General features: G+C 51.5%; 19 protein-coding genes. 15 read left to right on the forward strand and 4 right to left on the reverse strand.

What is annotated here, in order from left to right; translation table 11 throughout:
* Window positions 1-63: 63 nt before the first annotated feature.
* The 4 genes from FDX24_RS23190 to map form a co-directional block, all read right to left on the reverse strand.
* A complete protein-coding gene (locus tag FDX24_RS23190) occupies window positions 64-450 on the reverse strand; it encodes a DUF3461 family protein (RefSeq protein WP_003018562.1) in 387 nt (128 codons plus the stop codon).
* Window positions 451-559: 109 nt separating this feature from the next.
* Window positions 560-1,384: a 2,3,4,5-tetrahydropyridine-2,6-dicarboxylate N-succinyltransferase gene (gene dapD, locus FDX24_RS23195; RefSeq protein ID WP_003837532.1), complete on the reverse strand. Its 825-nt coding sequence runs from the start codon at window positions 1,382-1,384 to the stop codon at window positions 560-562.
* 31 nt (window positions 1,385-1,415) lie between these two features.
* Complete coding sequence (gene glnD, locus FDX24_RS23200) at window positions 1,416-4,088, reverse strand: bifunctional uridylyltransferase/uridylyl-removing protein GlnD (RefSeq protein WP_048212649.1); 2,673 nt, start codon at window positions 4,086-4,088, stop codon at window positions 1,416-1,418.
* A gap of 238 nt (window positions 4,089-4,326) precedes the next feature.
* On the reverse strand, window positions 4,327-5,121 hold the full coding sequence (map, locus tag FDX24_RS23205) for a type I methionyl aminopeptidase (RefSeq protein WP_048212648.1): 795 nt from the start codon (window positions 5,119-5,121) through the stop codon (window positions 4,327-4,329).
* Window positions 5,122-5,570: 449 nt separating this feature from the next.
* Here map and rpsB point away from each other — a divergent pair, with 449 nt between their 5' ends.
* The 15 genes from rpsB to rnhB all read left to right on the forward strand — a co-directional run bounded on the left by rpsB (window position 5,571) and on the right by rnhB (window position 20,633).
* Window positions 5,571-6,296 (forward strand): 30S ribosomal protein S2, encoded by a 726-nt coding sequence (gene rpsB / locus FDX24_RS23210; protein WP_005132117.1) that lies wholly within the window; start codon window positions 5,571-5,573, stop codon window positions 6,294-6,296.
* A gap of 264 nt (window positions 6,297-6,560) precedes the next feature.
* A complete protein-coding gene (gene tsf, locus FDX24_RS23215; protein ID WP_005132116.1) occupies window positions 6,561-7,412 on the forward strand; it encodes a translation elongation factor Ts in 852 nt (283 codons plus the stop codon).
* 145 nt (window positions 7,413-7,557) lie between these two features.
* A complete protein-coding gene (pyrH, locus tag FDX24_RS23220; protein ID WP_005132114.1) occupies window positions 7,558-8,283 on the forward strand; it encodes a UMP kinase in 726 nt (241 codons plus the stop codon).
* A gap of 139 nt (window positions 8,284-8,422) precedes the next feature.
* On the forward strand, window positions 8,423-8,980 hold the full coding sequence (gene frr, locus FDX24_RS23225; protein ID WP_005132113.1) for a ribosome recycling factor: 558 nt from the start codon (window positions 8,423-8,425) through the stop codon (window positions 8,978-8,980).
* 96 nt (window positions 8,981-9,076) lie between these two features.
* Window positions 9,077-10,273 carry a 1-deoxy-D-xylulose-5-phosphate reductoisomerase gene (gene ispC / locus FDX24_RS23230; protein ID WP_048212647.1) on the forward strand — a complete coding sequence of 399 codons (1,197 nt, stop codon included), beginning with the start codon at window positions 9,077-9,079 and terminating at the stop codon, window positions 10,271-10,273.
* A 188-nt stretch (window positions 10,274-10,461) separates the two neighbouring features.
* Entirely contained in the window at window positions 10,462-11,220 is a 759-nt protein-coding gene (gene ispU, locus FDX24_RS23235; protein ID WP_040230029.1) for a (2E,6E)-farnesyl-diphosphate-specific ditrans,polycis-undecaprenyl-diphosphate synthase, read from the forward strand.
* A 12-nt stretch (window positions 11,221-11,232) separates the two neighbouring features.
* A complete protein-coding gene (gene cdsA, locus FDX24_RS23240) occupies window positions 11,233-12,090 on the forward strand; it encodes a phosphatidate cytidylyltransferase (protein ID WP_048212646.1) in 858 nt (285 codons plus the stop codon).
* Window positions 12,091-12,101: 11 nt separating this feature from the next.
* Entirely contained in the window at window positions 12,102-13,454 is a 1,353-nt protein-coding gene (gene rseP, locus FDX24_RS23245) for a sigma E protease regulator RseP (protein ID WP_061067278.1), read from the forward strand.
* Window positions 13,455-13,483: 29 nt separating this feature from the next.
* Window positions 13,484-15,904, forward strand: a complete 2,421-nt coding sequence (bamA, locus tag FDX24_RS23250) for an outer membrane protein assembly factor BamA (RefSeq protein ID WP_061067279.1) — start codon at window positions 13,484-13,486, stop codon at window positions 15,902-15,904.
* A gap of 122 nt (window positions 15,905-16,026) precedes the next feature.
* Window positions 16,027-16,512: a molecular chaperone Skp gene (skp, locus tag FDX24_RS23255; protein ID WP_005132103.1), complete on the forward strand. Its 486-nt coding sequence runs from the start codon at window positions 16,027-16,029 to the stop codon at window positions 16,510-16,512.
* A 3-nt stretch (window positions 16,513-16,515) separates the two neighbouring features.
* On the forward strand, window positions 16,516-17,541 hold the full coding sequence (gene lpxD, locus FDX24_RS23260) for a UDP-3-O-(3-hydroxymyristoyl)glucosamine N-acyltransferase (protein ID WP_040230032.1): 1,026 nt from the start codon (window positions 16,516-16,518) through the stop codon (window positions 17,539-17,541).
* Window positions 17,542-17,644: 103 nt separating this feature from the next.
* Window positions 17,645-18,100 (forward strand): 3-hydroxyacyl-ACP dehydratase FabZ, encoded by a 456-nt coding sequence (fabZ, locus tag FDX24_RS23265; protein ID WP_003018528.1) that lies wholly within the window; start codon window positions 17,645-17,647, stop codon window positions 18,098-18,100.
* 3 nt (window positions 18,101-18,103) lie between these two features.
* Window positions 18,104-18,892: an acyl-ACP--UDP-N-acetylglucosamine O-acyltransferase gene (gene lpxA / locus FDX24_RS23270; RefSeq protein WP_005132096.1), complete on the forward strand. Its 789-nt coding sequence runs from the start codon at window positions 18,104-18,106 to the stop codon at window positions 18,890-18,892.
* Entirely contained in the window at window positions 18,892-20,040 is a 1,149-nt protein-coding gene (gene lpxB, locus FDX24_RS23275) for a lipid-A-disaccharide synthase (protein WP_137365006.1), read from the forward strand. Before lpxA ends, lpxB begins: the two co-directional genes overlap by 1 nt.
* On the forward strand, window positions 20,037-20,633 hold the full coding sequence (rnhB, locus tag FDX24_RS23280) for a ribonuclease HII (protein WP_048212642.1): 597 nt from the start codon (window positions 20,037-20,039) through the stop codon (window positions 20,631-20,633). Before lpxB ends, rnhB begins: the two co-directional genes overlap by 4 nt.
* Window positions 20,634-20,643 lie beyond the last annotated feature (10 nt).

Below are 20,643 nucleotides of genomic sequence, written 5' to 3' on the forward strand. Positions count from 1 at the left end.
TATCAGGCAAAATGCCGGGGGGCGGCTTCGCCTTACCCGGCCTACGAATACATTCACATGCGGTTACTTACGCGTCAGTTTTTCCAGATCGGCTTCAATTTCGCTGATCTTATTAGTCACGACGCTTTCCAGATGACGTAAATCATCGAGGATCTTGCGTTTAAGATCGACTTCACTGCGATCGCGCTGGCAGATCTGATCCAGTTCGTCGATCACATAGCGCAGGTTTGGACTGATCTCCTGCACTTCTTTGTAGCCCTGACCGACGCCATCGGCGACAACCGTTTTACGCTGACGGGGATATTTGAACTTCACGCTCTTGGCAAAAAACTCACCTTTATCCTTTTGGAAATAGATTTTCAGGATATCGTTGTTGGCTTCTTGCCGCAGGCTGTAACGATCGATCTCTTCAGGATTAGTAATGCCCAGACTTTTCAGATTGTCATACATAGCGGTACCCTTAAGCTCACTATAACCATTGAATAATTAACGAAAAGCCTTGTTTATGCCACTCGCATATGTAAAAAAAGCGGGCTAAGCCCGCTTTTTCAAATTGCTGTTAGTCGATGGTACGTAACAGTTCGTTGATACCCACTTTGCCACGCGTTTTAGCGTCGACTTTCTTCACGATCACCGCGCAGTACAGGCTGTATTTGCCATCTTTCGACGGCAGGTTGCCGGAGACAACCACAGAGCCCGCCGGAACGCGGCCATAATGCACTTCGCCGGTTTCACGATCGTAAATACGGGTGCTCTGACCAATGTACACGCCCATAGAGATAACAGAGCCTTCTTCGACGATCACGCCTTCAACCACTTCAGAACGTGCGCCGATGAAGCAGTTGTCTTCGATGATGGTCGGGTTAGCCTGTAACGGCTCCAGTACGCCACCGATGCCAACGCCGCCGGACAGGTGAACGTTTTTACCAATTTGCGCGCAGGAACCCACGGTCGCCCAGGTATCAACCATCGTACCTTCATCCACATAAGCGCCGATGTTCACGTAAGACGGCATCAGCACGGTGTTACGGGCGATAAACGCACCCTGGCGTACGGCCGCTGGCGGAACCACGCGGAAACCTTCTTTCTGGAAGCGTGCTTCGTCGTAGTTGGCGAATTTCATCGGCACTTTATCGAAGTAACGGCTTTCCGCACCCTCGATAACCTGATTATCGTTAATACGGAAAGAGAGCAGGACCGCCTTTTTCAGCCACTGATGCGTGACCCACTGACCCTCAATCTTTTCTGCGACGCGCAGTGCACCGGAATCCAGTAAAGCAATAACCTGATTCACCGCTTCGCGGGTTACGGTATCTACATTTGCCGGAGTAATGTCGGCACGGCGCTCGAAAGCGGACTCAATAACGTTCTGTAACTGCTGCATTGTTAAACTCTTTCCATAATAAATAAAAACATTACCCTTTATCGTTTGGATTGAGGGCCTCTGTCAACCGTTGATGTACTTCCTGCTGCAGCTCATTATTAAGGGCACGCCGGTCGGCGGTGGCGATTATGAATAAATCTTCTACTCGCTCGCCAATGGTTGTAATTCGGGCGCCATGCAGCGAAATTCCCAGATCGGCAAAAATCTGCCCGACCCGCGCCAGCAGTCCAGGCTGGTCGAGAGCGATAAGCTCAAGGAATGATTTACGGTCGGTATGGGTCGGAAGAAAAGTAACCTCGGTATCGACGGTAAAGTGGCGTAATTTTGCCGGTTGACGACGCGGCTGCGGCGGTTGCCAACTGCGTTGAGTAATGGCTTGTTCAAGCCCAAAACGGATCGCTTCGTGCCTGTCTGACGACAGCGGACTGCCGTCCGGCTCCAGAACGATGAACGTATCCATCGCCATGCCATCACGGGTGGTGAAAATCTGTGCATCGTGAACGCTAAGATTACGTCTGTCCAGTTCGGCGCAGACGGCGGCGAACAGGTAAGGGCGGTCCGGGCTCCAGATGAAAATTTCTGTCCCGCCGCGCGTGGCCTGCGGGCTGAGTAAAATTAGTGGTTTACTGAGATCGTGCTGCAGCAGATGACGCGCATGCCAGGCCAGTTGATTTGGGCTGTGGCGCACGAAATAGTTGGCGCGACAGCGCGACCAGATGTGGTGCAGCGCTTCTTCATCAATGTTGTCCATACGCAGTAGCGCCAGTGCCTGCAGCTGATGATGGCGCACACGCTCGCGCATATCCGGCGTGTTTTGCATTCCACGACGCAGCTGTTTTTCCGTGGCGAAGTATAATTCGCGCAACAGGCTTTGCTTCCAGCTATTCCACAGTGTTTCGTTAGTAGCGCAAATATCTGCGACGGTCAGGCACACTAAAAAGCGCAGACGATGTTCCGTTTGTACTTCTTCAGCGAATTGCTTGATCACCTCCGGATCCTGAATATCACGGCGCTGAGCGGTCACCGACATTAGCAGATGCTGGCGCACCAGCCACATGACCAGATTTGTTTCACGCGAGTTGAGTCCGTGTAATTCGGCGAACTTGAGTACGTCCTGAGCCCCCAGAATAGAGTGATCGCCGCCACGTCCTTTGGCGATATCGTGGAACAGCGCAGCAATCAGAATGAGTTCCGGTTGACGCAGGCGCGGCCACAGATCCACACACAGCGGATGGCGCGGGCGAGTCTCTTCCCTGGCAAAACTTTCCAGCTTGAGCATTACGCGGATGGTGTGCTCATCCACCGTATAAGCATGAAACAGGTCAAACTGCATTTGACCGACAATGTGTGACCACTGCGGCATATAGGCCCATAACACGCTGTGGCGATGCATTGGCAACAGGCCGCGACTCACTGCACCCGGATGGCGCAACATGCTGAGAAATAGCGAGCGCGCTTCCGGAATGTAGCACAGCGGTTGAGTTAAATGACGGCGGGCATGACGCAAATGACGCAGTGTGGTGGAGTAAATTCCGGTGATCGCGCTATTGCGTACCATGATGTAAAACATCCGCAAAATAGCCTCGGGCTCGCGGATAAACAGGTCGTCATTGCGCAGGTCAATCAATGTGCCACGCAACTGAAAGTCGTCATCAATTGGGCGCGGTTTTTCATCAGCCGGCATGGCGAGGATCGCCTCGTCAAACAGCTGGAGCAGCATGTGGTTCAGTTCACTCACTCGTCGCGTGACCCGGAAATAGTCTTTCATCATCCGCTCGATCGGCTCATTGCCTTCACCGCCATAATTGAGGCGTTGAGCCACGCTGAGCTGTCGATCAAACAGCAGACGATTATCGTAACGGTTCACGATCAGATGCAATGCAAAGCGAATGCGCCACAGAATATGCAAACATTCATTCAGTTCGGCGCGCTCCGCCAGCGTCAGGAAGCCGAAGCCGACCATCTCATCCAACGACGTGGCACCAAAATGACGACGGGCGACCCATTGCAGGGTGTGGATGTCGCGCAGTCCACCAGGACTGCTTTTGATATCCGGCTCCAGGTTGTAGCTGGTGCCGTGATAGCGCTGATGGCGTTGATTCTGTTCTTCCACTTTGGCAGCGTAAAATTTATCGGACGGCCAGAAACCTTCGCTAAAAATATGCTTTTGTAGCTCCAGAAACAGCGCCACGTCGCCAATCAGCAGGCGTGTTTCAATCAGGTTGGTGGCGACGGTTAAATCCGATAGCCCCTCCAGCAGACACTCTTCCAGCGTCCGCACGCTGTGCCCAACCTCTAGCCTCACGTCCCATAGCAGCGTTAACAGCTCGCCGACTTTTTCGGCCTGTGCGTCAGGGAGCTTTTTACGACTCAGGATCAGTAGGTCAATATCGGAAAGGGGATGCAGTTCGCCGCGTCCGTAACCGCCAACAGCAACCAGCGCCAGATCGGCAATCTGACCGAAACCGGCTTCAATCCACAGACGCTGAAGTAACTGGTCAATAAACTCGGTGCGGGCCTCAATGAGTTGCTCTGCGGAGATCCCGCTGTCAAACGCTTCGCCTAACCAGTGCTGGAAAGCGTCGATATGCGCTTTAATGCCGGGGCAGTTGAGGTCGTGCTGTGGCCATGTCCCTGGGTTTTGCGGTTGGCCAGGCAGGGTGGGGAGGGCAGTATTTGCGTGCTGTTCAGGAAGAGTATTCATTATGCGCCACCCATTAAAAAGCCGGATGGCGGCTAATGCGCCTTACCCGGCCTACGGATTTACTCTTCATCCTTCAAGCTGCTTCTGCGTTGGCTGCGCTCGTTCACTCCAGTCACGTACTTTTGTACGCTTCTGGAGATTCACTCTCTTGCCGTCTTGAAGCAACTCGAATGATTTTGAGTAAAGGTGCAATTTGTAGGCCTGATAAGATGCAGGGGCATCGCCATCAGGCAAAACATTATTCGCCGTGTGTGATGATCGCCGGGATGGTGTCATCCGTGCGTAACGTCAGAATTTCACAGCCGTTTTCCGTCACCACAATAGTATGCTCGTACTGAGCAGACAAGCTCCGGTCTTTGGTTTTCACCGTCCAGCCGTCTTTCATGGTGCGGATACGGTAATCACCGGCATTCAGCATCGGTTCTACGGTGAAGGTCATGCCCGGCTGCAGTACCACACCGCCGTCGTCCGCATCGTAATGCAGAACCTGCGGTTCTTCATGGAAGCCGCGACCAATGCCGTGACCGCAGTATTCACGGACCACAGAGAAACCTTCGCCTTCCGCGTATTTCTGAATTGCAGCACCCAGGGTACGCAGGCGAATACCTGGTTTTACCATGCGCAGCGCCAGATACAGGCTTTCCTGCGTGACGCGGCACAGACGCTCGCCAAGAATGGTCGGTTTCCCGACGATAAACATTTTGGACGTATCGCCGTGGTATTCGTCTTTAATCACTGTGACGTCGATGTTGACGATATCGCCGTCTTTCAGGAGCTTGGCATCGTCCGGGATCCCGTGGCACACGACTTCATTAATAGAGATGCACACGGATTTCGGATAACCGTGATAGCCCAGGCATGCGGAAATGGCCTGCTGTTCATTCACGATGTAGTCGTTACAAATGCGATCCAGCTCGCCGGTGCTGACGCCCGGTTTAACAAACGGTGCGATCATTTCCAGTACATCAGCGGCCAGGCGGCCTGCGACGCGCATTTTTTCGATTTCTTCAGGGGTCTTGATTGAGATAGCCATGAATTCTGTCCATCAGTGCCGATGATATCGGCAATAATTGTTTAAGTGCTGCCAATGGTATCAGTCCCGCATACATGCTGCCAAATTGAGAATCATTCTAAACTTCGCCTTTCGTGCCACAGGTGCGTTGGCTGTATTTTTTCACTCCAGTCACTTACTACATGTAAGCTCCTGGAGATTCAAAAATTTGCCGCCTTCCTGTAACACGAAATTCATCGTTCATTCAGCACACAGTACCAACAATTATTGGTGTCGACGGCGTATTTGTGGTATAAAGCGCGCCGGACTTCCGTTCTATTCGCAGACTACACACGATGGACGGGAGCGACAAATCTCACTTTGTGTAACAACACACACGTATCGACACATATTCCGGGGTGCCCTTAAGGGTCGGTAATATGGGATGCGTGGAGGCTTAACCCCAACTTTTATATATAGAGGTTTTAATCATGGCAACTGTTTCCATGCGCGACATGCTCAAGGCTGGTGTTCACTTCGGTCACCAGACCCGTTACTGGAACCCGAAAATGAAGCCGTTCATCTTCGGTGCGCGTAACAAAGTTCACATCATCAACCTTGAGAAAACTGTACCGATGTTCAACGAAGCTCTGGCTGAACTGAACAAGATCTCTGCTCGTAAAGGTAAAATCCTTTTCGTTGGTACTAAACGCGCTGCAAGCGAAGCGGTGAAAGACGCTGCTAACAGCTGCGACCAGTTCTTCGTGAACCATCGCTGGCTGGGCGGTATGCTGACTAACTGGAAAACCGTTCGTCAGTCCATCAAACGTCTGAAAGATCTGGAAACTCAGTCTCAGGACGGTACTTTCGAAAAGCTGACCAAGAAAGAAGCGCTGATGCGCACCCGTGAGCTTGAGAAACTGGAAAACAGCCTGGGCGGTATCAAAGACATGGGCGGCCTGCCGGACGCTCTGTTCGTAATCGATGCTGACCACGAGCACATTGCTATCAAAGAAGCAAACAACCTGGGTATCCCGGTATTTGCTATCGTTGATACCAACTCTGATCCGGACGGTGTTGACTTCGTTATCCCGGGTAACGACGACGCAATCCGTGCTGTGACCCTGTACCTGGGCGCTGTAGCTACTACCGTTCGTGAAGGCCGTTCTCAGGATCTGGCTTCCCAGGCGGAAGAAAGCTTCGTAGAAGCTGAATAATAAGGCACGCTCGTTAGAGCGACCCCTTATATATCCTAGATAATTCGAGTTGCTGGAAGGCGTTGACGCAACGAATCCCCCGGAGCTTACGTCAGTAAGTGACTGGGGTGAGTAAGGAAAACAACGCACCAGCAGCTTGAAGAATGACGGATATAGGCCAGGTAGTATCACGTTTGGTTAGGGGGCCTGTATATGGCCCCCTTTTTCACTTTTAAATCTGTGCGGTTTCATGCCGGGCAGATCAAATCTTCCGAGGATTTTAGAATGGCTGAAATTACCGCATCCCTGGTAAAAGAGCTGCGTGAGCGTACTGGCGCAGGCATGATGGATTGCAAAAAAGCACTGACTGAAGCTAATGGCGACATCGAGCTGGCAATCGAAAACATGCGTAAGTCCGGTGCTATTAAAGCAGCGAAAAAAGCAGGCAACGTTGCTGCTGACGGCGTAATCAAAACCAAAATCGACGGCAATATCGCTTTCATTCTGGAAGTTAACTGCCAGACTGACTTCGTTGCTAAAGATGCTGGTTTCCAGGCATTTGCTGACAAAGTACTGGACGCTGCTGTTGCTGGCAAAATCACTGACGTTGAAGTTCTGAAAGCACAGTTCGAAGAAGAACGTGTTGCTCTGGTTGCTAAAATCGGTGAGAACATCAACATCCGTCGCGTGGCTTCCCTGGAAGGCGAAGTACTGGGTAGCTACCAGCACGGTGCGCGTATCGGTGTTCTGGTTGCTGCAACTGGCGCTGATGAAGAACTGGTTAAACAGCTGGCAATGCACATTGCTGCAAGCAAACCAGAATTCGTTAAGCCGGAAGACGTTTCTGCTGAAGTAGTAGAAAAAGAATACCAGGTTCAGCTGGATATCGCGATGCAGTCTGGCAAGCCGAAAGAAATCGCAGAGAAAATGGTTGAAGGCCGCATGAAGAAATTCACCGGCGAAGTTTCTCTGACTGGTCAGCCTTTCGTTATGGAACCGAGCAAATCTGTTGCTCAGCTGCTGAAAGAGCACAACGCTGACGTAACTGGTTTCATCCGCTTCGAAGTGGGTGAAGGCATCGAGAAAGTTGAGACTGACTTTGCAGCAGAAGTTGCTGCGATGTCCAAGCAGTCTTAATTTTAAAAGGAGCCGCCTGAGGGCGGCTTCTTTTTGCGCCCGACTTGTAAATTCAGCTAAGCGCTATAGTGGCAGGGCTGAAAAGCGACATACAATGTCGCTGGAATTAACTCATCTCATTCGTTGACAGTCTCAGGAAAGAAACATGGCTACCAATGCAAAACCCGTCTACAAACGTATTCTGCTTAAGTTAAGTGGCGAAGCTCTGCAAGGTTCAGAGGGCTTCGGTATTGATGCAAGCATACTTGACCGTATGGCTCAGGAAATCAAAGAGCTGGTCGAGCTGGGAATCCAGGTTGGCGTAGTGATCGGTGGTGGTAACCTGTTCCGTGGTGCTGGTCTGGCGAAAGCAGGGATGAACCGCGTCGTGGGCGACCACATGGGCATGTTAGCCACCGTAATGAACGGTCTGGCGATGCGCGATGCGCTTCACCGCGCCTATGTGAACGCTCGCCTGATGTCCGCTATCCCTCTGAACGGCGTGTGTGATAACTACAGCTGGGCGGAAGCGATCAGCCTGTTGCGTAACAACCGCGTGGTTATTTTGTCCGCTGGTACAGGCAACCCGTTCTTCACCACTGACTCCGCAGCCTGCCTGCGTGGTATTGAAATTGAAGCGGATGTGGTTCTTAAAGCCACTAAAGTTGATGGTGTGTTTACCGCCGATCCAGCTAAAGATCCAACAGCAACCATGTACGAACAGTTGACCTATGCTGAAGTACTGGATAAAGAACTGAAAGTGATGGATCTGGCTGCGTTCACGCTGGCTCGTGACCACAAATTACCGATTCGTGTCTTCAACATGAACAAACCGGGTGCGTTGCGCCGCGTTGTGATGGGTGAAAAAGAAGGCACGTTAATCACGGAATAATTCCCGTTGCGGCTAAATGCAGGTAATATTCCGCTTTAATGTCGCGGGATACGTCCCTCAAAATTAATCAAGACTATACTTGTCACATCTTGCGTGGTGGGTATGGTCTGACTGAAACAAGCTTTCAAGGATTCGTAACGTGATCAACGATATCAGAAAAGATGCTGAAGTACGCATGGACAAATGCGTCGAAGCATTCAAAAATCAAATCAGCAAAATTCGCACGGGTCGTGCTTCTCCCAGCCTGCTGGATGGCATTATCGTAGAATATTACGGCACGCCGACTCCGCTGCGCCAGCTGGCAAGCGTAACGGTTGAAGATTCCCGTACCCTGAAAATCAACGTGTTTGACCGTTCTATGGGTCCGGCTGTTGAGAAAGCGATTATGGCTTCTGACCTCGGTCTGAACCCAAGCTCAGCGGGTTCTGACATCCGCGTTCCGCTGCCGCCGCTGACCGAAGAACGTCGTAAAGATCTGACCAAGATCGTACGTGGTGAAGCTGAAGGTGCGCGTGTTGCTGTGCGTAACGTACGCCGTGATGCCAACGACAAAGTGAAAGCGCTGCTGAAAGATAAAGAGATCAGCGAAGATGACGATCGCCGTTCTCAGGACGACGTACAGAAACTGACCGATGCTGCAATCAAGAAAGTTGATGCGGCGCTGGCAGAGAAAGAAGCGGAACTGATGCAGTTCTGATTCGCCTGTACGCTAAAAACGCCGCTTAGAAGGCCTGAGAAGGCTGGATGGCGGCGTTTTGCTTTTTTATCCTGTCTCAATTCTTCTGGATGTCTCATGAAGCAATTAACCATCCTGGGCTCAACCGGCTCTATTGGTTGCAGTACGCTCGATGTAGTACGCCATAACCCGGATAAATTTCGTGTTGCTGCGTTGGTAGCGGGTAAAAATGTCGCCCGTATGGTGGAGCAATGCCTTGAGTTTTCCCCACGCTACGCGGTGATGGATGACGAAAAAAGTGCAGCGCTGGTGAAATCCGCATTGCGGGATCATGGAAGTCGCACCGAGGTTATGTGCGGGCAGCAGGCTGCCTGTGATATGGCCGCGCTGGATGATGTCGATCAGGTCATGGCGGCGATAGTTGGCGCGGCAGGTTTGTTGCCAACGCTTGCGGCAATCCGTGCAGGCAAAAACATTTTGCTGGCGAATAAAGAGTCTCTGGTAACCTGCGGACGTCTGTTTATGGACGACGTGAAACGGCATAAAGCGCAGCTTTTGCCGGTAGATAGCGAACATAACGCGATTTTTCAGAGTTTACCGCAACCTATCCAACACAATCTGGGATACGCTGACCTTGAGCAAAACGGCGTTGTGTCTGTTTTGCTTACCGGGTCTGGTGGCCCTTTCCGTGAAACGCCATTGCCCGATCTGGCTCTAATGACTCCCGATCAGGCATGTCGTCATCCGAATTGGTCGATGGGACGAAAAATCTCCGTCGATTCCGCCACCATGATGAATAAAGGTCTGGAATACATTGAAGCGCGTTGGTTGTTTAATGCCAGTGCAAGCCAGATGGAAGTGCTGATCCATCCACAGTCGGTTATTCACTCGATGGTCCGTTATCAGGATGGTAGCGTCCTGGCCCAGTTGGGTGAGCCTGATATGCGCACGCCTATCGCCCATACGATGGCATGGCCGGAACGTGTGAGCTCTGGGGTTAAGCCTGTCGATTTTTGCAAACTCAGTGCGTTGACGTTTTCCGCACCTGATTATCAGCGTTATCCGTGCCTGAAACTGGCGATGGACGCGTTTGAGCAAGGACAGGCTGCGACAACTGCGCTGAACGCCGCAAATGAGATTACCGTTGCTGCATTTTTGGCGCAGCAGATTCGATTTACGGATATCGCCGATCTCAATTTGTCCGTACTGGATAGGATGGATTTGCAGGAACCGCAGAGCGTTGAAGATGTGCTGAGGGTCGATGCCATCGCCAGAGACGTCGCGACAAAACAAGTGACACGACTCTCAAGCTGATGATAATCACTCTGTGAGGGATCGTGCTATTTGTTAGCGTTGGGCTTCAGTGATATAGTCTGCGCCACCTGATCGCAGGTATTTGCTTTTTTTCGATCGGGTAAGCCGTGGTTTGACACGGCTTTTTTGTGGATAGGCTTCAGTATTCCTGAGTACCGTATAATCCTTTCAGGGACTAAAAACGCGTTATGTTGTCTGCAACTAAACCATTAAGCGAGAACTTGCCAGCACATGGTTGTCGCCATGTCGCAATTATCATGGATGGCAATGGCCGCTGGGCGAAAAAGCAAGGGAAGATCCGCGCCTTTGGGCATAAGGCCGGAGCAAAATCCGTCCGCCGGGCTGTCTCTTTTGCTGCCAATAACGGTATTGACGCGTTAACGCTGTATGCCTTTAGCAGTGAGAACTGGAACCGACCAGCGCAGGAAGTCAGTGCGTTAATGGAATTGTTTGTGTGGGCACTTGATAGCGAAGTGAAAAACCTGCACCGCCATAACGTGCGCCTGCGTATTATTGGGGATATCAGTCGATTTAACACACGTTTGCAAGAACGGATTCGCAAGTCGGAAGCGCTTACCGCCCAGAATACCGGGTTAACGCTGAATATTGCCGCGAATTACGGTGGACGGTGGGATATTGTCCAGGGCGTCAGGCAACTGGCACAACAGGTGCAGGAAGGTCTGTTGCGTCCAGAGCAAATTGATGAAGAGATGCTTGGTCAGCAAGTGTGTATGCATGAGCTGGCTCCTGTGGATTTAGTGATAAGGACTGGGGGAGAGCATCGAATTAGTAATTTTTTGTTGTGGCAAATTGCCTATGCCGAACTTTACTTTACGGATGTTCTCTGGCCCGATTTCGATGAACAAGACTTTGAAGGTGCGCTACATGCCTTTGCTAATCGTGAGCGTCGTTTCGGCGGCACCGAGCCCGGTGATGAAAAAGCCTGATGGGGGTCGCTTTTGCTGAAGTATCGCCTGATTTCTGCTTTTGTTTTAATACCCGTTGTCATCGCGGCGTTGTTTTTGTTGCCGCCGGTGGGGTTCGCCATTGTTACGCTGGTCGTCTGTATGCTGGCCGCCTGGGAATGGGGACAGTTAAGCGGTTTTGCCACGCGTACACAGCGAGTTTGGTTGGCGGTTTTGTGCGGGCTATTGCTGGCACTGATGCTGTTTTTGCTGCCTGAGTATCATCATAATATTCACCAACCGCTGGTTGAAGTGTCGCTTTGGGCGTCGCTGGGCTGGTGGGCCGTGGCGCTATTACTGGTGTTGTTTTACCCCGGTTCAGCCTCGGTCTGGCGTAATTCCAAAACATTACGCATAATTTTCGGCGTGTTAACCATTGTTCCTTTCTTTTGGGGAATGCTGGCGCTACGTGCCTGGCACTATGATGAGAATCATTATAGTGGCGCGCTATGGCTGCTGTATGTCATGATCCTCGTTTGGGGAGCGGATTCTGGTGCCTATATGTTTGGTAAGATGTTTGGCAAACATAAACTGGCGCCGAAGGTTTCTCCTGGTAAAACCTGGCAGGGTTTTATTGGCGGACTTGCCACTGCAGCTGTAATCTCGTGGGGTTATGGTATGTGGGCGAATCTTGAAGTTGCGCCTGTCACCTTGCTCATTTGCTCCATCGTTGCAGCCCTGGCCTCCGTGCTGGGTGACCTGACCGAGAGTATGTTTAAGCGTGAAGCAGGTATTAAGGACAGTGGTCACTTAATCCCAGGACACGGTGGTATTCTGGATCGTATTGACAGCCTGACGGCTGCGGTGCCGGTCTTTGCTTGCCTGTTGTTACTGGTATTCAGGACGCTCTAACGGATGGTCTTATGCTGAGTATTCTCTGGAATCTGGCTGCATTCATCGTTGCACTTGGTGTACTTATCACCGTGCATGAATTTGGTCATTTCTGGGTTGCACGGCGCTGCGGAGTCCGCGTCGAGCGCTTTTCCATTGGCTTTGGAAAAGCGCTTTGGCGCCGTACCGATAAACAGGGTACGGAATACGTGATCGCCTTAATTCCCCTCGGCGGTTACGTCAAAATGCTGGATGAGCGCGCTGAGCCCGTTGTACCGGAGCTGCGCCACTATGCTTTCAACAATAAAACAGTTGGGCAGCGCGCGGCCATTATCGCTGCAGGCCCGATTGCAAATTTCCTCTTCGCTATTTTTGCCTACTGGCTGGTGTTTATCATCGGTGTCCCTGGCGTTCGTCCGGTTGTTGGTGAAATAACACCCAACTCGATTGCTGCCCAGGCGCAAATTCAGCCAGGTACGGAACTAAAAGCGGTTGATGGTATCGAAACCCCTGATTGGGATACCGTCCGATTGCAGCTGGTAGCCAAAATTGGTGATGAGCAGACTATCCTCAGCGTGGCACCGTTTGGCAGTAACCAGCGACAGGATAAAACGCTGGATTTGCGCCAATGGGCATTTGAGCCAGACAAACAGGACCCCGTCACGAGTTTGGGCATTCGTCCTCGTGGTCCGCAGATTGAACCGGTGCTGTCAGAAGTGCAGGTAAACTCCGCGGCAAGTAAGGCGGGTTTGCAAGCTGGCGACAGGATCGTTAAAGTCAATGGTCAGCCGCTGACGCAATGGATGACGTTCGTGACGTTGGTGCGCGATAATCCGGATAAGCCGTTAGCGCTAGATATTGAAAGACAAGGAAGTTCCTTGTCTTTAACGTTAACCCCAGATTCAAAAGAGGTTAACGGGAAGGCAGAAGGTTTTGCGGGCGTGGTGCCTAAAGTTATTCCTCTGCCTGATGAGTATAAGACTGTACGCCAGTATGGGCCATTCAGCGCCATCCTCGAAGCCTCGGATAAAACGTGGCAGTTGATGAAGCTAACGGTCAGTATGCTGGGAAAATTGATTACCGGTGATGTAAAACTGAACAACCTCAGTGGGCCGATTTCTATCGCCCAGGGGGCTGGGATGTCAGCGGAGTTCGGGGTTATTTATTACCTGATGTTCCTTGCGCTTATCAGCGTGAACTTAGGGATAATCAACCTGTTTCCGTTGCCCGTTCTTGACGGGGGGCATCTGCTGTTCCTGGCGATTGAAAAGCTGAAGGGCGGTCCGGTATCCGAGCGGGTTCAAGACTTTAGTTATCGCATTGGCTCTATCTTGCTGGTGTTGTTAATGGGGCTTGCACTTTTCAATGATTTCTCTCGGTTGTAAGAGAGTGTTAGGAAGAACGCATAATAACGATGGCGATGAAAAAGTTGCTCATAGCGTCGCTGCTGTTTAGCAGCGCCACCGTATACGGTGCTGAAGGGTTCGTAGTGAAGGACATTCATTTCGAAGGCCTACAGCGAGTCGCTGTTGGTGCGGCTCTCCTCAGTATGCCGGTGCGCACAGGCGACACGGTTAATGATGAAGATATCAGTAATACCATTCGTGCTCTGTTCGCCACCGGTAACTTTGAGGATGTCCGCGTCCTGCGCGATGGTGATACCCTTCTGGTTCAGGTAAAAGAACGTCCGACGATTGCCAGCATCACTTTCTCCGGTAACAAATCGGTGAAAGATGACATGCTGAAGCAAAACCTCGAGGCGTCTGGCGTACGTGTTGGCGAGTCTCTGGATCGCACAACGCTTGCCGATATCGAAAAAGGTCTGGAAGATTTCTACTATAGCGTCGGTAAATACAGCGCCAGTGTGAAAGCAGTGGTCACGCCGTTGCCGCGTAACCGCGTTGACCTCAAACTGGTCTTCCAGGAAGGCGTTTCGGCGAAGATCCAACAGATCAATATCGTCGGCAACCATGCCTTCACAACCGACGAGCTTATCTCTCACTTCCAACTGCGCGATGAAGTACCGTGGTGGAACGTGGTGGGCGATCGTAAATACCAGAAACAGAAACTGGCGGGCGACCTTGAAACCCTGCGCAGCTACTATCTGGATCGCGGTTATGCTCGCTTCAATATCGATTCCACGCAGGTTAGCCTGACGCCGGATAAAAAAGGTATCTACATCACCGTTAACATCACAGAAGGCGAGCAGTACAAGCTTTCTGGGGTCCAGGTGAGTGGTAATCTGGCCGGGCACTCTGCCGAAATTGAGACCCTGACGAAAATCGAACCGGGTGAACTCTATAACGGCACTAAAGTGACCAAAATGGAAGATGATATCAAGAAGCTACTGGGACGCTATGGTTATGCCTACCCGCGTGTACAGTCGCAGCCTGAAATCAACGATGCAGACAAAACCGTTAAATTGCGTGTAAACGTGGATGCGGGTAACCGTTTCTATGTGCGTAAGATCCGTTTTGAAGGTAACGACACCTCAAAAGATTCCGTGCTGCGTCGCGAAATGCGCCAGATGGAAGGTGCCTGGTTGGGCAGCGATCTGGTTGACCAGGGTAAAGAGCGTCTGAACCGTCTGGGTTACTTTGAAACTGTCGATACCGATACTCAACGTGTTCCGGGCAGTCCTGATCAGGTTGATGTGGTTTATAAGGTGAAAGAGCGCAACACCGGTAGCTTTAACTTCGGTGTGGGTTACGGCACTGAAAGTGGCGTGAGCTTCCAGGCGGGCGTTCAGCAGGATAACTGGTTAGGTACCGGTTATTCCGTCGGGATTAGCGGCACCAAAAACGACTATCAGACCTATACTGAGCTGTCTGTCACCAACCCGTACTTCACCGTCGATGGTGTGAGTCTCGGTGGCCGTGTCTTCTATAACGACTTCCAGGCGGATGATGCAGATCTGTCCGACTATACCAACAAAAGCTATGGTACGGACGTAACGCTGGGCTTCCCGGTCAACGAATACAACACGTTGCGTGCAGGCCTGGGTTATGTACATAACAAACTGTCCAACATGCAGCCGCAGATTGCGATGGATCGTTATCTTGAATCCATGGGTGAAGACAATACCAACAGCTTTGCCGCGGATGATTTCACCTTCAACTACGGTTGGACCTACAACAAGCTGGACCGTGGGTATTTCCCTACGGAAGGTACGCGTGTCAACCTGAACGGTAAAGTGACCATCCCGGGTTCTGATAACGAATACTATAAAGCGACGTTGGATACGGCGACCTATGTGCCGATCGATGACGACCACAAATGGGTGGTTTTGGGACGCACCAAGCTGGGTTATGGTGATGGCATTGGCGGCAAAGAGATGCCGTTCTATGAGAACTTCTACGCGGGTGGTTCCAGCACTGTACGTGGCTTCCAGTCAAACACCATTGGTCCAAAAGCAGTCTATTTGCCAGGTGCTAAATCGGATTCCAATTCGAGTAACTATGAAGAGTGCTCGAGAACTGACAATAAACCTTGTCAATCAGACGATGCAGTCGGCGGTAACGCCATGGCTGTAGCGAGCCTGGAATTTATCACACCTACGCCGTTTATCAGCGATAAATATGCTAACTCGGTCCGTACTTCCTTCTTCTGGGATATGGGTACCGTGTGGGATACGAACTGGCAGAATACCGCTGACACCCGTGCAGTTGGCGTGCCAGACTACAGCGATCCGAATAATATCCGTATGTCTGCGGGTATCGCGTTACAATGGATGTCCCCATTGGGGCCGTTGGTTTTCTCCTACGCCCAACCGTTCAAGAAGTACGATGGAGACAAAGCGGAACAGTTCCAGTTTAACATTGGTAAAACCTGGTAATTGTTCTTCGCAAAGGAATGTAGTGGTAGTGTAGCGCTGACTTTAGGCGATCTTGCATGGGATCGCCTGGCCACGCAAAGAACTGCACCTTCGGGTGCAAATGGGATGGTAAGGAGTTAATTGTGAAAAAGTGGTTATTAGCTGCAGGTCTCGGTTTAGCGATGGCAACGTCCGCACAGGCTGCTGACAAAATTGCAATCGTCAACATGGGTAGCCTGTTCCAACAGGTTGCACAGAAGACGGGTGTTTCTACTACGCTGGAAAATGAGTTCAAAGGCCGCGCCAGCGAACTGCAGCGTATGGAATCCGACCTGCAATCTAAAATGCAGCGTCTGCAATCAATGAAAGCAGGCAGCGACCGTACCAAGCTGGAAAAAGACGTAATGGCTCAGCGCCAGACTTTCTCTCAGAAAGCGCAGGCTTTCGAGCAGGATCGTCAACGTCGTTCTAACGAAGAACGCGGCAAGCTGGTTAATCGTATCCAGACAGCTGTGAAATCTGTTGCGAGCAGCCAGAGCATCGATCTGGTTGTTGACGCGAACACCGTTGCATACAACAGCAGCGATGTAAAAGACATCACCGCTGACGTACTGAAACAGGTTAAATAAGTAATGCCTTCAATTCGACTGGCTGATTTAGCAGAGCAGTTGGATGCAGAATTACACGGTGATGGCGATATCGTCATCACCGGCGTAGCGTCCATGCAATCTGCGCAAACTGGCAATATCACGTTCATGGTGAATCCAAAGTACCGTGAGCACCTGAGTGCATGCCAGGCTTCTGCCGTTGTGATGACGCAGGACTCCCTTCCATTTGCTAAGAGTGCTGTGCTGGTAGTGAAGAATCCCTACCTGACCTATGCACGAATGGCGCAAATTTTAGATACCACGCCTCAGCCTGCGCAAAATATTGCACCGAGTGCAGTAATCGATGCGACGGCGAAGTTGGGTAACAATGTTTCTGTGGGCGCGAATGCGGTCATTGAGTCTGGCGTAGAACTGGGCGATAACGTGGTTATCGGCGCAGGTTGCTTCGTTGGAAAAAACACAAAAATCGGCGCAGGTTCACGCTTGTGGGCGAATGTGACGATTTACCACGACATTCAGATCGGTGAAAATTGCCTGATCCAGTCCAGCACCGTTGTCGGATCCGACGGATTTGGTTACGCGAACGATCGCGGTAACTGGGTGAAGATCCCGCAGCTTGGTCGCGTGATTATTGGCGATCGTGTTGAGATTGGCGCATGTACCACCATTGACCGTGGTGCGCTGGACGATACCGTGATCGGTAATGGTGTTATCATTGATAACCAGTGCCAGATTGCGCATAACGTCGTGATTGGCGACAATACGGCTGTAGCCGGTGGCGTCATTATGGCGGGTAGCCTGAAGATTGGCCGTTACTGCATGATTGGCGGCGCCAGCGTGATTAATGGGCATATGGAAATATGCGACAAAGTCACGGTAACTGGCATGGGTATGGTGATGCGTCCTATCACTGAACCGGGCGTCTACTCCTCAGGCATTCCGCTACAACCCAACAAGGTATGGCGTAAAACAGCTGCACTGGTGATGAACATTGATGATATGAGCAAGCGCCTCAAAGCGATTGAGCGCAAGGTTAATCAACAAGACTAAAGCACCGTCTTTGCATGTCTGACTTTTCGGCCTGTCCCATTCATACGATTGCGACAGGCCGTGTTATTATTGCCTTTTAGTATATTTTGACAGGAAGAGTATTTTGACTACTAACACTCATACTCTGCATATTGAAGAGATTTTAGAACTTCTGCCGCACCGTTTTCCGTTTTTACTGGTAGACCGCGTGCTGGATTTTGAAGAAGGTCGTTTTCTGCGCGCAGTGAAAAATGTATCCGTTAACGAGCCTTTCTTTCAGGGCCACTTCCCGGGTAAACCGATTTTTCCTGGCGTGTTGATTCTGGAAGCGATGGCGCAGGCCACTGGTATTCTGGCGTTTAAAAGCGTAGGAAAACTGGAACCGGGCGAACTGTATTATTTCGCTGGTATTGATGAAGCACGCTTTAAGCGTCCCGTCGTGCCTGGCGATCAGATGATCATGGAAGTGACTTTCGAAAAAACGCGCCGCGGCCTGACCCGTTTTAAAGGGGTTGCGCTGGTCGACGGTAAAGTTGTGTGCGAAGCAACGATGATGTGTGCCCGTAGCCGGGAGGCCTGATACGTGATTGATAAATCCGCCTTTATTCACCCAACAGCCATTGTCGAAGACGGCGCCAGCATTGGCGCTAATGCTCACATTGGCCCATTTTGTATTGTTGGACCCCATGTTGAAATTGGTGAGGGTACCGTACTGAAGTCTCACGTTGTCGTGAATGGCCATACAAAAATTGGTCGTGATAACGAGATTTATCAGTTTGCCTCCATCGGTGAAGTGAACCAGGACCTGAAATATGCTGGTGAACCGACCCGTGTGGAAATTGGCGATCGCAACCGCATTCGCGAAAGCGTCACCATTCATCGTGGCACAGTGCAAGGCGGTGGGTTGACGAAGGTGGGCAGCGATAACTTACTGATGATTAACGCACACGTTGCGCATGATTGTACGGTAGGTAACCGTTGCATTCTGGCGAATAACGCGACACTTGCCGGACATGTTTCGCTTGATGATTTTGTTATCATCGGCGGCATGACCGCGGTGCACCAGTTCTGCATTATTGGTGCACACGTGATGGTGGGTGGCTGCTCTGGCGTAGCCCAGGACGTCCCGCCATACGTTATCGCCCAGGGTAACCACGCGACGCCATTTGGCGTTAATATCGAAGGTCTGAAGCGTCGCGGCTTCACCCGTGAAGCCATTACTGCGATCCGCAACGCCTATAAAGCGCTGTACCGCAGCGGTAAAACGCTTGAGGAAGTGAAACCGGAAATCGCCGAACTGGCGAAGCAGTACCCCGATGTTCAGGCTTTTAGTGACTTCTTTGAACGCTCAACGCGTGGTCTGATTCGTTAATGACTGAACAGCGTCCTTTAACGATTGCCCTTGTCGCCGGAGAAACCTCCGGCGATATTCTTGGTGCCGGTTTAATTCGTGCACTCAAGGCCCGTGTTCCCAATGCGCGGTTTGTTGGCGTTGCGGGTCCATTGATGCAGGCGGAAGGCTGTGAAGCCTGGTACGAAATGGAAGAACTGGCAGTAATGGGCATTGTAGAAGTGCTCGGGCGCCTGCGCCGTTTACTGCATATCCGTGCCGATCTCACTCGCCGATTCACCGACCTTAAGCCGGATGTTTTCGTCGGGATTGATGCGCCTGATTTCAACATTACCCTCGAAGGCAACCTGAAATCGCAGGGCATAAAAACCATTCATTACGTCAGTCCTTCTGTGTGGGCCTGGCGACAGAAACGCGTTTTCAAAATAGGCAGATCCACCAATATGGTGCTGGCCTTTCTGCCTTTCGAAAAAGCGTTTTATGACAAATTTAACGTCCCGTGCCGCTTCATCGGCCACACTATGGCGGATGCCATGCCGCTGGATCCGGATAAAAACGCAGCGCGTGATGTGTTAGGCATTCCTCATGATGCTCACTGCCTGGCGCTTTTGCCTGGGAGTCGCGGTGCAGAAGTGGAGATGCTCAGCGCCGATTTTCTGAAAACGGCGCAGCTATTACGTCAGCATTATCCGGATCTCGAAGTCGTCGTGCCGTTGGTCAATGCCAAACGGCGCGAGCAATTTGAACGTATCAAGGCTGAGGTTGCCCCGGAACTTTCCGTGCATATGCTCAATGGAATGGGACGCGAAGCAATGGTCGCCAGTGATGCTGCGCTGTTGGCCTCTGGCACGGCTGCACTGGAATGTATGCTGGCGAAATGCCCGATGGTGGTTGGCTACCGTATGAAACCTTTCACTTTCTGGTTGGCAAAATGTCTGGTGAAGACTGATTACGTTTCGCTACCTAACCTGCTAGCGGGAAGAGAACTGGTTAAAGAGCTGTTGCAGGATGAATGTGAGCCGCAGGCGCTGGCGCACGCGTTGCTGCCTCTGTTGGCGAACGGTAAAACCAGCCATGCGATGCACGAGACGTTCCGCGAATTGCACCAGCAGATCCGTTGCAATGCGGATGAGCAGGCGGCGGATGCAGTCCTGGAGTTAGCACAATGATTGAATTTGTTTATCCACATACGCATTTGGTAGCGGGTGTGGATGAAGTTGGACGTGGTCCATTGGTTGGCGCGGTAGTGACTGCCGCGGTCATTCTGGATCCGGCTCGTCCTATTATTGGTCTGAACGACTCAAAAAAACTGTCGGAAAAGCGTCGTCTGTCACTTTACGATGAAATCAAAGAAAAAGCGTTAAGCTGGAGTTTGGGTCGTGCGGAACCGCATGAAATCGACGAGCTGAACATTTTGCATGCCACCATGCTGGCGATGCAGCGTGCGGTTGCGGGTCTGCATATTGCGCCGGAATACGTACTGATTGACGGCAATCGTTGCCCGGCATTACCGATGCCGTCAATGGCGGTGGTCAAAGGTGATAGCCGCGTGGCGGAGATTAGCGCTGCGTCGATACTGGCAAAAGTCACCCGTGACGCTGAAATGGCGGCGCTGGATACGGTGTTCCCGCAGTATGGCTTTGCACAGCACAAAGGTTATCCGACCGCTTTTCATCTGGAAAAGTTGGCACTGCATGGCGCAACAGAGCACCATCGCCGTAGTTTTGGCCCCGTCAAACGCGCACTGGGACTCACGTCCTGATTCTTGTGTC

This window comes from Citrobacter sp. wls716 (genome assembly GCF_005280975.1).
Taxonomy (GTDB): domain Bacteria; phylum Pseudomonadota; class Gammaproteobacteria; order Enterobacterales; family Enterobacteriaceae; genus Citrobacter; species Citrobacter youngae.

Excerpts from the sequence above, each read along its gene's own strand:
- FDX24_RS23190 (WP_003018562.1), bottom strand. The coding sequence starts at position 450 with ATGTATGACAATCTGAAAAGTCTGGGCATTACTAATCCTGAAGAGATC.
- dapD (WP_003837532.1), bottom strand. The coding sequence starts at position 1,384 with ATGCAGCAGTTACAGAACGTTATTGAGTCCGCTTTCGAGCGCCGTGCC.
- glnD (WP_048212649.1), bottom strand. The coding sequence starts at position 4,088 with ATGAATACTCTTCCTGAACAGCACGCAAATACTGCCCTCCCCACCCTG.
- map (WP_048212648.1), bottom strand. The coding sequence starts at position 5,121 with ATGGCTATCTCAATCAAGACCCCTGAAGAAATCGAAAAAATGCGCGTC.
- rpsB (WP_005132117.1), top strand. The coding sequence starts at position 5,571 with ATGGCAACTGTTTCCATGCGCGACATGCTCAAGGCTGGTGTTCACTTC.
- tsf (WP_005132116.1), top strand. The coding sequence starts at position 6,561 with ATGGCTGAAATTACCGCATCCCTGGTAAAAGAGCTGCGTGAGCGTACT.
- pyrH (WP_005132114.1), top strand. The coding sequence starts at position 7,558 with ATGGCTACCAATGCAAAACCCGTCTACAAACGTATTCTGCTTAAGTTA.
- ispC (WP_048212647.1), top strand. The coding sequence starts at position 9,077 with ATGAAGCAATTAACCATCCTGGGCTCAACCGGCTCTATTGGTTGCAGT.
- ispU (WP_040230029.1), top strand. The coding sequence starts at position 10,462 with ATGTTGTCTGCAACTAAACCATTAAGCGAGAACTTGCCAGCACATGGT.
- rseP (WP_061067278.1), top strand. The coding sequence starts at position 12,102 with ATGCTGAGTATTCTCTGGAATCTGGCTGCATTCATCGTTGCACTTGGT.
- bamA (WP_061067279.1), top strand. The coding sequence starts at position 13,484 with ATGGCGATGAAAAAGTTGCTCATAGCGTCGCTGCTGTTTAGCAGCGCC.
- lpxD (WP_040230032.1), top strand. The coding sequence starts at position 16,516 with ATGCCTTCAATTCGACTGGCTGATTTAGCAGAGCAGTTGGATGCAGAA.
- lpxB (WP_137365006.1), top strand. The coding sequence starts at position 18,892 with ATGACTGAACAGCGTCCTTTAACGATTGCCCTTGTCGCCGGAGAAACC.
- rnhB (WP_048212642.1), top strand. The coding sequence starts at position 20,037 with ATGATTGAATTTGTTTATCCACATACGCATTTGGTAGCGGGTGTGGAT.